Source organism: Pseudomonas indica NBRC 103045, assembly GCF_002091635.1.
GTDB classification, from domain to species: Bacteria; Pseudomonadota; Gammaproteobacteria; order Pseudomonadales; family Pseudomonadaceae; genus Pseudomonas_M; species Pseudomonas_M indica.
The window spans coordinates 119,197-132,490 of sequence record NZ_BDAC01000006.1 but is presented as its reverse complement, the minus strand read 5'-3'; the positions used below and the strand labels follow the sequence as shown (position 1 = coordinate 132,490).

Annotated in this window: 12 protein-coding genes; 1 reads left to right on the top strand and 11 read right to left on the bottom strand. The window is 66.4% G+C overall.

Going from position 1 to position 13,294, the window contains the following annotated elements; translation table 11 throughout:
- Positions 1–87: 87 nt before the first annotated feature.
- The 6 genes from PIN01S_RS09625 to PIN01S_RS09600 form a co-directional block, all read right to left on the bottom strand.
- Positions 88–1,083 (bottom strand): isocitrate/isopropylmalate dehydrogenase family protein, encoded by a 996-nt coding sequence (locus tag PIN01S_RS09625; protein WP_084335437.1) that lies wholly within the window; start codon positions 1,081–1,083, stop codon positions 88–90.
- Positions 1,084–1,086: 3 nt separating this feature from the next.
- Positions 1,087–1,983 (bottom strand): DMT family transporter, encoded by an 897-nt coding sequence (locus tag PIN01S_RS09620; RefSeq protein WP_084335436.1) that lies wholly within the window; start codon positions 1,981–1,983, stop codon positions 1,087–1,089.
- Between the two features lie 3 nt (positions 1,984–1,986).
- On the bottom strand, positions 1,987–2,631 hold the full coding sequence (gene can / locus PIN01S_RS09615) for a carbonate dehydratase (protein ID WP_084335435.1): 645 nt from the start codon (positions 2,629–2,631) through the stop codon (positions 1,987–1,989).
- Between the two features lie 69 nt (positions 2,632–2,700).
- Positions 2,701–4,116 carry an alpha,alpha-trehalose-phosphate synthase (UDP-forming) gene (gene otsA / locus PIN01S_RS09610; protein ID WP_084335434.1) on the bottom strand — a complete coding sequence of 472 codons (1,416 nt, stop codon included), beginning with the start codon at positions 4,114–4,116 and terminating at the stop codon, positions 2,701–2,703.
- Positions 4,113–4,901: a trehalose-phosphatase gene (gene otsB, locus PIN01S_RS09605; RefSeq protein WP_084335433.1), complete on the bottom strand. Its 789-nt coding sequence runs from the start codon at positions 4,899–4,901 to the stop codon at positions 4,113–4,115. The genes otsA and otsB overlap by 4 nt, the downstream gene beginning before the upstream one ends.
- Positions 4,902–5,307: 406 nt before the next feature.
- A complete protein-coding gene (locus PIN01S_RS09600) occupies positions 5,308–5,730 on the bottom strand; it encodes a 4-oxalocrotonate tautomerase (RefSeq protein ID WP_084335432.1) in 423 nt (140 codons plus the stop codon).
- 141 nt (positions 5,731–5,871) lie between these two features.
- On the opposite strand from PIN01S_RS09600, the gene PIN01S_RS09595 reads away from it, so the two are divergent.
- Complete coding sequence (locus tag PIN01S_RS09595; protein WP_084335431.1) at positions 5,872–6,447, top strand: TetR/AcrR family transcriptional regulator; 576 nt, start codon at positions 5,872–5,874, stop codon at positions 6,445–6,447.
- Positions 6,448–6,555: 108 nt separating this feature from the next.
- On the opposite strand, the gene PIN01S_RS09590 is transcribed toward PIN01S_RS09595, so the two are convergent.
- From PIN01S_RS09590 to PIN01S_RS09570, 5 genes are all read right to left on the bottom strand, one after another.
- Complete coding sequence (locus tag PIN01S_RS09590; RefSeq protein ID WP_084335430.1) at positions 6,556–8,697, bottom strand: 3'-5' exonuclease; 2,142 nt, start codon at positions 8,695–8,697, stop codon at positions 6,556–6,558.
- Between the two features lie 6 nt (positions 8,698–8,703).
- Positions 8,704–9,072, bottom strand: a complete 369-nt coding sequence (locus tag PIN01S_RS09585) for a response regulator transcription factor (protein WP_084335429.1) — start codon at positions 9,070–9,072, stop codon at positions 8,704–8,706.
- Positions 9,069–11,813 (bottom strand): sensor histidine kinase, encoded by a 2,745-nt coding sequence (locus PIN01S_RS09580; RefSeq protein ID WP_084335428.1) that lies wholly within the window; start codon positions 11,811–11,813, stop codon positions 9,069–9,071. Before PIN01S_RS09580 ends, PIN01S_RS09585 begins: the two co-directional genes overlap by 4 nt.
- A 10-nt stretch (positions 11,814–11,823) precedes the next feature.
- Positions 11,824–12,021: a hypothetical protein gene (locus tag PIN01S_RS09575; protein ID WP_084335427.1), complete on the bottom strand. Its 198-nt coding sequence runs from the start codon at positions 12,019–12,021 to the stop codon at positions 11,824–11,826.
- Between the two features lie 368 nt (positions 12,022–12,389).
- Positions 12,390–13,280: a ChaN family lipoprotein gene (locus PIN01S_RS09570; protein ID WP_084335426.1), complete on the bottom strand. Its 891-nt coding sequence runs from the start codon at positions 13,278–13,280 to the stop codon at positions 12,390–12,392.
- Positions 13,281–13,294 lie beyond the last annotated feature (14 nt).

Sequence of the window (13,294 nt, the reverse complement as noted above, 5' to 3'; positions counted from 1 at the left end):
CTCTCACCCCTCCCCACCTCACCTCGCCCTCATTCCTCATCCCCAAAGCGAGGGCGGCTCATGCCGGGCCGATGGCGGGGAAAACCCTCAAAGCGCGTCGATCACGCCTTGGGTGATGGTGCGGGTGGTGTCGACGCCGAAGTCGAGGTGGCCGGTGGTTTCGAGGTAGCGCTGGACGGCGGCTTCGAGGCGGGTGGCCAGGGTCTCTTCGCGCCAGTGGTAGCGCAGCAGCAAGGCGACGCTGAGGATCGCCGCGAGCGGGTTGGCGCGGCCGCTGCCGACGATGTCGGGGGCGCTGCCATGGACGGGTTCGGCGAGGGCGATGCCGTCGCCCCAGTTCAGCGAAGGGGCCATGCCGAGGCCGCCGCTCCAGTGGCAGGCGAGGTCGGAGAGGATGTCGCCGAACAGGTTGGTGGTGACGATGAGGTCGAAGGCTTCGGGGCGCTCCACCAGTTGCAGGGCGGCGACATCGACCAGGCGCTCGTCGAGAACGTCGCCCCAGCCCTCGCCCATCAGCAGGTCGCGGCAGGTGTCGCGGAACAGCCCGCAGGTGAGCGGCAGGATGTTGGCCTTGTGGACCAGGGTGATGCGGCGCGCCTGGCGTGCCTTGGCGACTTCGGCGGTGCGCTGGGCGAGACGCTGGCAGGCGGCCTTGCTGATCACCCGCTCGGCGACGGCGACGCCTTCTGCCTCCCAGTGCTCGCGGCCGCTGTAGAGGCCCTCGCTGTTCTCGCGCAGGATCATCAGGTCGATGCCGGCCTTCGGTGAGGTGACCGGCCAACTGCGCACCGGACGCAGGCTGACGTGCAGATCGAGCGCCTGGCGCAGGGTGAGGATCGCGCTGCGGTAACCCGGCACCTTGCCGCTCGGCGAGGAGACGGCTCCGAACAGGCCGGCGCCGCAGTCGCGCATGCGCGCCAGGGTGCTCTCGGGGACGGCCTCGCCATGACGCTCGAAGCACTCCCAACCGGCCTCGGCCTCTTCCACCTTCACGTTCGGCAGGAGCTTTTTCAGGACGTCCAACGCGGCGGGGACCACTTCGCGGCCGATGCCATCGCCTGGAATCGCGCAGAGTCTGTGCATGCCTCACCTCCCGGGGCGGGTTGCCAGCAGCAGCCCGCCGAAGATCAGTGCGCCACCGAGCCAGTGGAAAACCTCCAGGGTCTCGCCGAGCAGCAGGTAGGCCAGCAACGCGGCGAACACCGGCATCAGGTAGCTGGTCAACGCCGCCTTGGCCGCTCCCACCACTTTAACCCCGTGGTTCCAGGTGAGGTAGGCGAGCAGCGAGGCGAACACGGCGGTGTAGCCGATGGCGGCGAGGTTGGCCGGGCTCGGGTCGAAGCCGCCGACCTGGCTCAGCTCGACGAGGTAGAACGGTAGGATGATCGGCACGCCAAGCAGCACCAAGGCACCGAGCAGGGCCAGTGGCGGCAGCTCGAAGCGCGGACTCCAGCGGCGCAGCAGCAAGGTATAGAGCGCCCAGACCAATACGGCGACCAGCATGATCAGGTCGCCGGGGTTGAACGACAGCGCCAGCAGGTTGGCCAGGCTGCCACGGCTGATCAGCGTGATCAGGCCGATTGCGGCCACGGCCATGCCGAACCAGGCCCGCCGCGGCGGCCACTCGTTGAGCAGCACGCCGGCGCCCAGGTAGGTGGCCAGCGGCAGGCAGGTGTTGACAAGGGTAATGTTGATCGCCACGGTGCTGTGGGCGGCGGTATAGAGCAGCGAGTTGTAGCCGCTGATGCCGAGGGCGGCGAGCAGCACCAGCCGCCAGCCGCCACGGATCACCTTGTGCCGCTCCCGCCAGAGCGGCACGGCGACGAAGGGCAGGAGGATCGCCAGGGCCAGGCTCCAGCGCCAGAACGACAGGCTCAGCGGTGGGATAGCACTGTAGAACGCCCGCGCCACCAGCGCATTGCCCGCCCAGCAGAGGCAGGAAACGAGCAGCCCGGCGAAGGCCAGGAGCTGGCGCGACGGCACCGGTCAGGGCTGCCCGAGCGGACGCAGGCGGTACTGCGGCGGAATCTGGTCGAGCCCGCTGACGGTGACGTTGAGGTTCTTCCAGAGACCATCCTTGATGCCGTAGATGCAGCCGTGCACCGAGAGCGGTTGGCCGCGATGCCAGGCGTTCTGGACGATGGTGGTATGGCTGACGTTGGCCACCTGCTGGATGACATTGAGTTCGCAGAGGCGGTCGACCCGCTCCTCCTCGGTGGGGAGCTGGTTGATGTGCTCGCGATGCTCGTAGTAGAGGTCGCGGATGGTGCGCAGCCAACCGTCGATCAGGCCGTATTGGGCGTCCTGCATGGAGGCGCGCACGCCGCCGCAACCATAGTGGCCGGTGACCAGGATGTGCTTCACCTTGAGCACGTCCACCGCGTACTGGATCACCGACAGGCAGTTGAGGTCGGTGTGCAGCACGACGTTGGCGACGTTGCGGTGGACGAACAGGTCGCCGGGCAGCATGCCGACGATCTCGTTGGCCGGCACCCGCGCATCGGAGCAGCCGATCCACAGGTATTCGGGCACTTGCTGCCGGGCGAGTTTCTCGAAGAACTCCGGGTCTTCCTGCTTGATGGACTCTGCCCAGCGGGCATTGTTCTCGAACAGCTGCTGTAGATCGCTCATGTTCCCTCCTCTGCCGGAACCGCACCTTACGAACCGGTCGGCCCTTTGACAAGGCTCCGGAAGGCCGGGTCACGCCGAGGAGGCCTTGGCTCGCTTGGTGCTGATCAGCGTCGGCCGTGAGGCGGAGGCCCGCAGGTCGCGCAGGAAACCATCGCGCCAGGCCGCCAGGTCGGCCGAGCGGATCGCCCGCATCATGTTCTCGTAGCGTTCCTTGCGCTCCTGCAGCGGCATGCGCAGCGCCCGGTCGAGGGCTTCGGCCATCCCGGCGGTGTCGTATGGGTTGACGATCAGTGCCGAGGTCAGTTCGCGGGCCGAGCCGGCGAAGCGCGAGAGCACCAGCACGCCGGGGTCTTCCGGGTCCTGCGCGGCCACGTATTCCTTGGCGACCAGGTTCATGCCATCGCGCAGCGGGGTGACGAAGCCGATGTCGGCGGCGCGGAACAGGCCCATGAGTATGCGCCGGTCATGGCTTTTGTTGAGGTAGCGCAGGGGCGTCCAGTCCAGTTCGGAGAGGCGTCCGTTGATGTGCCCGGCCTCGGTCTCCAGTTGCTTGCGGATGTGCTGGTAGGTGCGCACGTCCGAGCGCGAGGTGGGGGCGATCTGGATGAACTGCACGTTGCGCCGGTGCTCGGGGAAGCGGTCGAGCAGGTTTTCGTAGGCGCGGAAGCGCTCCACCAGCCCCTTGGAATAATCCAGGCGATCGACGGCGATGATGGTCTTGCGCAGCTCGCCGTCGGCGGTACGGCTGATGACATTGCGCCGGCCCTTGTAGGACTCGGCCTGGCGACGGATCTCGTCGGGCACCACGCCGATGGGGTAGACGCCGGTGCGGAAGTTCAGTCCGTAGGCGGTCAGGCTGCCATCGGCCCTGACCAGGCCACGCACCTCGCGGGTAATGTAGTCCTCGAAGGCCAGCCGGTCGGTCTCGGTCTGGAAGCCGATGAGGTCGTAGAAGCACAGGGTCTTCAGCAGTTCGTTGTGCGGCGGGATGGCCGTGAGGATTTCCGGCGCGGGGAACGGGATGTGCAGGAAGAAGCCGATCCGGTTACGGATGCCGTACATGCGGCAGGCTTCGGCGAAGGGGATCAGGTGGTAGTCGTGGACCCAGATGATGTCGTCGGGCTTGAGCAGCGGCTTGAGGCGCTCGGCCAACGCGTTGTTGACCCTTCGGTAGCCCTCGTATTCCTCGCGGCTGTAGCGGGCCAGGTCGATCCGGTAGTGGAACACCGGCCACAGGGTGGCGTTGGAAAACCCTCGATAATATTGGTCGTAATCGCGTTTGGTGAGGCCGAAGGTGACGTAGGTGATGTTGTCTTTGGTTTCGCTGCGGGTCTGTGGGTCGGCGTCGACTTCGCCATTCCAGCCGAACCAGATGCCGCCGGATTTGCGCAGGGCATCCTGCACGCCGACGGCCAGTCCCCCCGCCGCCGCCTTGCCTTCTTCGATCGGCGCTACACGGTTGGAGACCACCACTAAACGGCTCATGAGATTCCTCCCCTCTGCTCTTCCTGGATGGGGCTCATCCCTCCTGTGCTGGCCAGCAGCGTCCGGAGCCAGTCGGCCACCGCCGACACGGAGGCCAGGCGCTGCCTGGCCGTGGTCGGTCCGCTGCCGACCTTGAGGGATAGGCCCTGTAAGGCGTTGACCGCCGCGAAGCCGGCTTCGTCGGTCAGGTCGTCGCCGATGAACAACGGCAGGCGCCCGGCGAAGGGTGCCTCCCGCATGAAACTGTTGATGACCTCGCCCTTGCTCGCGCCCTTGGGCTTCAGTTCGAACACGCATTTGCCCGGCTGCAGGCCGAGCAGGTCGGCATAGCGCTCGGCGAAGGACTCGGCCAGGTAGCGGGCGATGGATTCGCGCTCGGGTGCTTCGCGGTAATGCAGGGCGAAGGCCACGCCCTTGTTTTCCACGCGCAGCTCGGGGTACGGCGCGCAGGCCTCTTCCAGCTCGGCGCCGATCCGCGCCAGGGTGGCGGGGTCCTCCACCAGGCGAGTTTCTCGCCCCTCGGCATCGCGCCGTTCGGCACCGTGGACACCGGCGGCGGGCAGGCGCAGCGGGTCCAGCAGACGGTCGAGGTCGTCGAGCTTGCGCCCGGAAATCACCGCGACCACCCCGCCCCGGTCTTGCAGGCGCTGGAGGGCGTCGAGGGTGGATTCGGGAATGAATACGAGTTCCGGACGGGGCTGTATCTCAGCCAGCGTTCCGTCTACATCGAAGAAAAAAGCACAGCGGGAAATGTCCAGCCGTGTGACCAGTTCGAAATCGTTCATGTAGGGTCTGACTGTCATTGTGCCTCAGTGGTTCGCTCAGATTCGCCGTGAGCGGAACCCTTGTGCCAGGCGCCTTCCAAAGGGGTGACGCCAGACAGTGAACGCCTCGGTGCCGTGCGCCCGAGCGCAGCGGCGGAGGCCTTTTGCAGTACGTCGCGATGACGACATCGAGACGCGGCAGCAGCGTCGCCTTCGCGGCGACGCCATCATCGGGAAGCCCTCGTAGAGACGCAGGCAACCGTCCCATCCTGGCAGGACGAACCGCGTCGGACAACCGTTTGGGCGATTCCCAGCCGAACGGTCACGCTCCAGGCAGCCAATTGGCAGGCTCGCCTCAAGCAGCCGGACCAGCCCGTGAGTTCACCCCTTAACCGGGGCGAACCCACGAGCCTGAACCCCGGTGTCGTCAGACTGCGGCTCCGGCGATCGCCTCACCGAGCTGGACGTTGGTCAGGGCTTCGCCGGCGATTCCCCATGCGCCATCGACCGCATGGGTGACATTGACCCAGATACGCTCCCTGGGCTGCCTGCCGCCGGACATTTCCCGAATGATGTCGGTCGCCTCCGCGATGTAGCCCTGCTGGATGTCGCGGCTGGCGAAGGCAAAGGACGGCACCTTCCATTCGACGACCGCCACCGACACCGGCTGCGAACCCGCGAAGGTGCTTCCTTCGGGTAACACATGAATGGCCCCGATCACGTTGGGCGTCATGACCGGGTTACCGCTGAGGCCGTGCCATCTGAGCATGGCCTCCGACAGACGTGAGAGCGCGACCGATTCGCTGCCCTTGGGCAGCACACCTTCGGTAAGGGTGAGGGTAAGTGGCATGTCCTTGCTCCTGTTCATGTGTGCCGTCGCGGGGGCGACCGGCGCGGCCGTTGAAATAACGACCGTTATTTAAAAATATATAACGATCGTTATTTATTCAAGTATCATCGCCTCGTCGATTCAGATGAAACACGGGTTCCCATGTCTCGATCCGAAAAAAAGCAGCAGACGCGCCAGCGCATCCTTGAAGCGGCGGGTCGTGGTTTTCGCAAGGGTGGTTTCGGCGGCGCCGGGGTGGATGGCCTGGCCAAGGAAGCCGGCGTTACGTCCGGTGCGTTTTACAGTCACTTCGACTCCAAGGCCGCCGCGTTCCTGGAGACCGTCGATCAAGGAATGGCGGACCTGAAAAGCGCCGTGCAGCAGCTCCAGGAGACGGAAGGCAGCAATTGGTGGCCTGCGTTCGTGCGCTTCTATCTGGGGGAGAAGCGCCGTTGCGACCTGGCCGAAAGTTGCGCCCTGCAAAGCCTGGCGCCGGAAGTGGCACGCTCCGACGAAGCATCGCGGATTGCATTCGAAGCGCAGTTGCGGGCAGTGGCCACCGTGATCGCTGGCGGGCCGGTCTCAGATGGCGCCCCTCGCGATGTCGAGGCAGCACTGGCGGCGCTGGCAACCCTGGCAGGCGCCGTGACGCTCGCGCGCTCGGTGGCGAGTAGCGAACTGGCCGAACGGATCGCCGCGACGACCGAGCGATTGTTGATCCCTATGCGCGAGGATTGACGGCAGGCAGGGCCCCATTCGCCCACGGCGCCCCGCCCGGCGAATAAATTCGCCCCTACATCCGTAGCCCCGGATAAGCGTCAGCGCAATCCGGGACAGCGGCTCCGCTCAGTACTTCACCCGCGCATACAGCGTCTTGCGCGACGCCTCCCTGGCCTGGCGCAGGTTGTGGATGCCGCGTTCGGCCAGGAGGGGGATGAGTTTGAGCAGCACTTCGGCGGTGACGATGGCATCGCCCAGGGCGGTATGGCGGCCGATGACCTCGACGCCCAGGCGGGTGGCGATGCGTTCGAGGCGGTGCTCGTCGTCGAGGTGGCCAGGGTGGGCCAGGGCCGAGAGCAGCAGCGTGTCGAGCACCGGCTGGATGAAGGTCACGCCGGTTTGCGCTTCCTTGAGTTGCAGAAAGCGCATGTCGAAGGCCGCGTTGTGGGCGACCAACACAGTGTCTTCGGCGAAGCGATGGAACTGCGGTAGCACCTGTTCGATGGGTGGTTGGTCGGCGAGCATCTGCGGCGTGAGGCCGTGGACTTCCTGCGAGGCCTTGCTGATGGGGCGCGACGGCTTGATCAAGCGGTCGAAGCATTCCTGCCGCAACAGTCGGCCGTTGACCACCCGCACCGCACCGATGGAGATGATCTCGTCGCCATCCGAGGGCGAGAGGCCGGTAGTCTCGGTGTCGAATACGGTGTAGGACAGCTCGCTGAGCGGGCGCTCGTCCAACTCGGCGGTCTGCCCCGGCTGGTTGAACAGGTCGAAGTCGTAGTAGACCGGCCGCCCCTGGGAAGGCTCCAGCGGCTCCGGGAGCGCCTCCGGTTGGATGCGCGGCAATTGCAGGCACAAGCGATTGACGCCCGCCGCCCGGTCGAGCTGGCACCAGACCTCGCCGCCATGGCGCGCGACCACGCTCTTGAGGGTCGCGCCATTCTCGCCCTCGCCCCCCAGGTTCAGCGGCAACTCTTCCCATTCGTGCAGCAGGTTCGGGTCCAGCGGCTGGCCGCCCCAGGACAACGACAGGCGCACGCAGCGTCCTTCTGTACTCAGTTCCAGACCGATCTCGCGAGTGCGGCAGGCGGAAGCCAGGGCACCCATCACCTGGGTCAGCACCTGCACCAGGGAGTAGCTGTCCACGCTCAACCACAGCGGCTGTTCGCCGACTTCGCAGCGCATGCGCAGGCCAAGGGCGGCGGCGAAGTTGCGTTGCAGGGCGGCGGCCAGGTCGCTGGCCAGCATGTCTTCCAGCGGCCAGGGACTGCCGAGCAGGTCGGCATGGCGGCTCAGGCTCTGCTCCAAGCGCTGGGTCAGGCGCTCGGCCTCGTCGCGGATCACTTCGGTGAAGCGTTCGCGCCGTTCGCTGTCCATGTCCGGGTACTGCTCCAGGGTTTCCACCGCCGCCCGGATATTGGCCAGGGCGGAACGGCTGCCCTCGGTGAGCTGTTGCAAGAGCAGGTCGCGGCGGCTGTTGATTTCCACCGTGCGGGTGATGTCTTCGAGGATCAGCACGAAACCGATCGACTCGCCCTGCTGGTCCAGCACCGGCGCCATTTGCGCGCGCAGCAGGTGGCCGGCGCGGGCGGCGACGAAATGCGCCACCGGCTTGGCCGCCTGCTGGTCGAGGCGGTGGCGGATTTGCTCCAGCGCATGGGTGATCAGGCTCTTGTCCAGCACCGCGAAGATCGACCGGCCCAGCCCCACCGGCATGCCGCCCGGCGCACTCGCATCGCCGGCCAGCAACTGCGTGGCGCGTGGGTTGTAGAGCAGGATGCGGCCCTCGTTGTTGCACACCAGCACGCTCTGCGCCAGTTCGGACATGAGCGTAGCCAGGCGGTTCTTTTCCTGTTCGAGGCGGCCGTTGGTCTCCTCGATGCGCGCCTCCACCTCGCGTTGCTGCTGGTCGTAGACTTCGGCGAATTCGTTCAGGGCCTCGCCGAGCTTGCGCATTTCCACCGGGCCGGAGGGTTTCAGCCGGTGCTCGGCGTTGACCCGGTGGATGATGCCGATCTCCTCGGTGATCCGCTGGGCATTCTGCGGATAGGCGACCAGCCATTGGCGCAGCAGCCCCGCCAGCACTGCGCCGAGCAACCCGGCCAGGACCACCAGCAGGGCCGCGCGCTCGGCCAGGATGCTGCGCAGGGTATGCCGTTCCGCCGGCGACAGGTCGATCCACAGCACCAGCCCGGCGAAACCGAGCAACGCCACGGAGAGCACGCCGAGCCAGGCGAAATGGAGGACGAAGCGGACTTTCGGCTGCATCGGCGCTTATCCGGCCAGCTGGTCGCGGACCCGCGCCAGCAGTTCCTTGGTGGCGAACGGCTTAGTGATGTAGTCGTCGGCCCCCAGGGCCAATCCCTTGCTCACCTCCACCTCGCGCCCCTTGGCGGTCAGCATGACCACCCGGACCTTGCTCCAGTCCGGGTTGGCGCGAATCCGCTGGCAAACGTCGAAGCCGCTCAGGCGCGGCAGCATGATATCCAGCAGCACCAGATCGGGCGGCTGCCGCTCGATGGCGTCCAGGGCTTCCTGGCCGTCGTGAGCCACTTCCACTTGGTAGCCCTCCTGCTGCAGGAGGAACTCCAGGGAAATGACGATGTTCGGCTCGTCATCGGCAATCAGGACCCGCTTGCTCATACGTCCTCCTCCGCCACGCCGGCGAGCGGCAGGCTGAAGGAGAAGGTCGCCCCCTGCCCGCGCGCGCTGTTCACCCAGAGCTTACCGCCGAAATGGCGAATGATCTGCCGGCTGATCGGCAGCCCCAGCCCGGTTCCCTGGGGTTTCTCCGTCAAGGTGTCGCCCACCTGGCGAAACTTCTCGAAGATGGTTTCCTGATCGGCCGGGTCGATGCCGCAACCGTTGTCGCTTACATCCACCTGTAGCGCATCCGGCAGCACCCGCAAGGCGATGACGATGCGCCCGGCGTCGCGGTCGCAGAACTTGGCCGCGTTGGAAATCAGGTTCAGCAGCACCTGCAGCAGGCGGTCGCGGTCCGCACGCACCCGGGGCACCTCGTCCGGCAGTTGCAGGGTCAGGCTCGCGCCGCGCTCTTCCAGAAGCTGGCTGGTGGTGGCCACTGCATCCTCGATCACCGTCCGCAGGTCCAGTTCGCTGGCATGCCACTCGGCGCGGCCGGACTCCAGCTTGGCCAGGTCGAGGACCTGGTTGATCATCCGCGTCAGCCGCTCGCTCTCCTTGACGATGATGGCGACGAAGCGCGCCCGCTGCCGGGCATCCAGCTCGGGGTTGTCGTTGAGGATTTCCGAGAAGGCACGGATCGACGTCAGTGGCGTGCGCAGCTCGTGGGTGACGGTGGAGATGAAGTCGTCCTTCATCCGGTCCAGCTCCTGCAACCGCTCGTTGGCCGCGCGCAGCTCGGCGGTGGCGGCCTCCAGCTCGGCGGACTTCTGTTCCAACTGGCGGCTGTAGGCCAGGAGCTGCGAGGCCTCGTCGAGGATATTCAGCACCTCGTCCATGCCCAGCGGCTCCTCCTTCACCACCGAGGCCAGCATGACCCGCGCCGATGACGCGCCGATGGCGCCGGCCAGCAGGGTTTCGGCGAAATGCACCAGTTCGGCGTCCGGCTCCAGCGCCTGCCACGAACGCAAACCACACCCGGCGGCGTACTGGGCGAAGGCGTCCTCGGTACGCACGGGGCCGAGGAAGCGGCCGATCAGGGTCATCACTTCCTCCAGCGACGCACTTCCCCGCCAGGGGCTGGCGCCGCGCCCGCTGATCTTGAACGCATCGACGAACAGCACCGCCTGGGCGTGCTCGCGGATGCCCTGGCGGTCGAACAGGGACACGCCGACATAGGTGCCGACGTTGCCGAGCAGGCTCCAGAACAGCGCATGGCTGATGTCGTCCATCTCCTCCAGGCCGAACAGTGCCAACGGCTTGAGCCAGGCGATCCCGAACGGCCCCTCCTCGATGAACGCCAGGGGCAGCCAGCCGGACTTGGCGAACGACGGCAGCAACAGGGTGTAGGCCCAGAGCAGGAACCCCAGCGACAGCCCGCAGAGCGCGCCATTGCGGGTGCCCTGCTTCCAGTACATGCCGCCGAGCATGGCCGGGGCGAACTGTGCCACCGCGGCGAACGACACCAGGCCGATGGAGACCAGCGCGTAGGCCTCCCCCGCGGCGCGGTAGTAGACGTAGCCCAGCAGCATCAGCAGCAGGATCGCCCCACGGCGAATGCCCAGCAGCAAGCCGGACAGGTCGCTGCGCGAGCCCAGCGCCAGCACCTTCCAGCGCAGCAGCAGCGGCATCACCAGGTCGTTGCAGATCATGGTGGACAGGGCGATGGTCTCGACGATGACCATCCCGGTGGCCGCCGACAGCCCACCGATGAACACCAGCAGGGTCAGCGCCTCCTGACGGTGGGCCATGGGCAGGGTTAGGACGAAAGTGTCCGCGTCCAGGGTGCCGGGCGGGAACTGCATCAGCCCGGCAAAGGTGATCGGCAGCACGAAGATGTTGATCGCCAACAGGTACAGCGGAAACAGCCAGACCGCCTTGGCCAGGTGGCTCTCGTTGACGTTCTCCACCACGCTGACCTGGAACTGCCGGGGCAGGAACAGGATCGACAGCATCGACAGGGCGATCAGCCAGGCCCAGGAGCCGTAGGTGCCGGCGGCGTTGCCCAGGGTCAGCAGGCGGTCCACGTCGGGCAATCGCATGGCGTGCTCGAACAGATCGGCGAAGCCGTGGTAGAGGCCGAAGGTGACGAACACGCCCACCGCCAGGAAGGCCACCAGCTTGACCAGCGATTCGAAGGCGATGGCAGCCACCATGCCTTCGTGGCGCTCGGTGGCGTCCAGGTGGCGGGTGCCGAACAGCAGGGTGAAGGCCGCCAGCAGCAAGGCCACGTAGAGCGCGGTGTCCTGCAACAGACCGACCCGCTGCCCCTTGGCCGGCATCGCCACCTCGGGGTACTGCAGCAGGATCAGGAAGCTCGTGGAAACTGCCTTCAATTGCAGGGCGATGTAGGGAATCACGCCGATCACCGCGATCAGCGTCACCAGCCCGCCGAGCAGGCCGCTCTTGCCGTAGCGGGCGGCGATGAAGTCAGCGATGGAGGTGATCCGGTTGGCCTTGCTGATGCGGATCATCTTGCGCAGCACCAGCCAGAACAGCGCCGCCATCAGGGTCGGGCCGAGGTAGATCGGCAGGAAACCGACCCCGCTGGCCGCCGCCCGCCCGACGCTGCCGTAGAAGGTCCAGGAGGTGGCGTAGACCGCCATGGACAGGGCGTAGATGTAGGGATTGGCGATGATCGAACGGCCGGCGTCGGCGCGCTTGTCGCCCCAGTAGGCGATGGCGAAGAGAATGCCGAGATAGGCGAAGGACGCCAGCAGGATCACACCACCGAACAGCATCCGCCGCCCCTCAGCCCGACCGCTCGACGACCAGCAGCATCAGCACGATCAACAGCGCCCAGGCGCCGAACAGATAGGCGAACAGCAAGGGAATGCCGAACAGCGTGCCGCCGCCGTTGAACAGCGACAGCAAGGGAAAACCGAACAGCAGGCAGCCCAGCGCGAACAGGGCCACCAGCCGCTGCGCCCGTATCGTGCGATTGGCCATGTCTTACCTCCGTGGTGACATAGTGTGGCCGATTATTCGCGCTGCGCTGGAAGGGAAGCGAGAAATGACGGGCAGAAATCAGTCTGCGCCAAGGCTTTGCCGTGCAGAAGCGGGCTCTACTCGCGAGTGGGACCACCGAAAGCATCGCCAGCAGAGCTGGCTCCTACGAAAGCGGGCGGAGGTGGACTACCGCTTGTAGGGGCGGATTCATTCGCCCGGCGATGGCGGGGTTGGGCGAATAAATTCGTCCCTACACCGCCATTTCTGTGGGAGCGAATTCATTCGCGATCGGGTGGTCGCGAGGTTCCGCCAATCGCGAATGAATTCGCTCCCACCGGATAAGCCATACCCATCCTGAACCGCCCACATCACTCACGCTGGCCAAAACGGGCGCAGAAATCCTCTTCGGGCATGGCCGGGGTGTACCAGACGAAATCCGCCTCTTGCGCCCCGACCTCGCTGCCGACTTCGGCCAGAATCAGCACGGCGGCCTCGCCGCTTCCCAGGTCGGCCAGGTGCAGCGGTACGCCGAGGTCGCGGCGGACATGGTAGGCGCCGGCCAGGAGCATGGCCGGCCGGGGGGCCGTCCGCAGCACGTCGGCCATACGCCGGTCGCGCTGCTGCTGCACGGCGAGCATGGCCGGCAACTGATCCTCCGGCAGCTTGCCGCAATGGGAAGCGCGAATCTGCGCCAGCAGCGCCTCGCGCACGGACTCGGCGGTAGAAGCCGTGCCGCTCAAAACCGGGCGCTCGCGATAGACATCCATGATCTCGCCGCGATCCAGGTTGGCCGGCAGCAACGGGAACGGCTGCGCCAAGGCATGGCGGACGATGGCACCGTACAGCGACCAGTCCCAGCCACGTTGCCAGCCCAGGGCAACGGGCAGGTCGGTCGGTAGCTCGCCGGCGGCGATGGCCTGTCGTGCCGCATCCAGCTTTGGTTTCTGCGCCGGTTCGAGCATTTCCAGCAGCAGGCTGCCCTGCGCTCGGCGACTCTCCAAGGCGCGCAGCAACCAGAGCTGGAGGGCATGATGATCCGGGTTGTCGTGCCGTTCGCCGACCAGCACACGCGGCGCGCCAGCCAGGCGCTCCACCAGTTGCTCGGGTGTCAGGTCTTGCCCATTGCGCAGGTCGCGGATGCGTCCGGCATCGAGGTGCTCACGGCCTTCCGGACTCTGCCAGGCCGGCAGCGGCACCAGCATCGGCCGAGTCTGACAGGCGCTCAAGAGAGCAAGGGTCAAGATCAGCAGTGCGCGCATGTCGAATGTCCTTC

What these genes read in the sequence shown, in the direction of transcription:
- PIN01S_RS09575 (WP_084335427.1), bottom strand. Translation starts at nt 12,021, where the DNA reads ATGGCCAATCGCACGATACGGGCGCAGCGGCTGGTGGCCCTGTTCGCG.
- can (WP_084335435.1), bottom strand. Translation starts at nt 2,631, where the DNA reads ATGAGCGATCTACAGCAGCTGTTCGAGAACAATGCCCGCTGGGCAGAG.
- otsB (WP_084335433.1), bottom strand. Translation starts at nt 4,901, where the DNA reads ATGAACGATTTCGAACTGGTCACACGGCTGGACATTTCCCGCTGTGCT.
- PIN01S_RS09590 (WP_084335430.1), bottom strand. Translation starts at nt 8,697, where the DNA reads ATGCAGCCGAAAGTCCGCTTCGTCCTCCATTTCGCCTGGCTCGGCGTG.
- PIN01S_RS09625 (WP_084335437.1), bottom strand. Translation starts at nt 1,083, where the DNA reads ATGCACAGACTCTGCGCGATTCCAGGCGATGGCATCGGCCGCGAAGTG.
- otsA (WP_084335434.1), bottom strand. Translation starts at nt 4,116, where the DNA reads ATGAGCCGTTTAGTGGTGGTCTCCAACCGTGTAGCGCCGATCGAAGAA.
- PIN01S_RS09585 (WP_084335429.1), bottom strand. Translation starts at nt 9,072, where the DNA reads ATGAGCAAGCGGGTCCTGATTGCCGATGACGAGCCGAACATCGTCATT.
- PIN01S_RS09595 (WP_084335431.1), top strand. Translation starts at nt 5,872, where the DNA reads ATGTCTCGATCCGAAAAAAAGCAGCAGACGCGCCAGCGCATCCTTGAA.
- PIN01S_RS09600 (WP_084335432.1), bottom strand. Translation starts at nt 5,730, where the DNA reads ATGCCACTTACCCTCACCCTTACCGAAGGTGTGCTGCCCAAGGGCAGC.
- PIN01S_RS09580 (WP_084335428.1), bottom strand. Translation starts at nt 11,813, where the DNA reads ATGCTGTTCGGTGGTGTGATCCTGCTGGCGTCCTTCGCCTATCTCGGC.
- PIN01S_RS09570 (WP_084335426.1), bottom strand. Translation starts at nt 13,280, where the DNA reads ATGCGCGCACTGCTGATCTTGACCCTTGCTCTCTTGAGCGCCTGTCAG.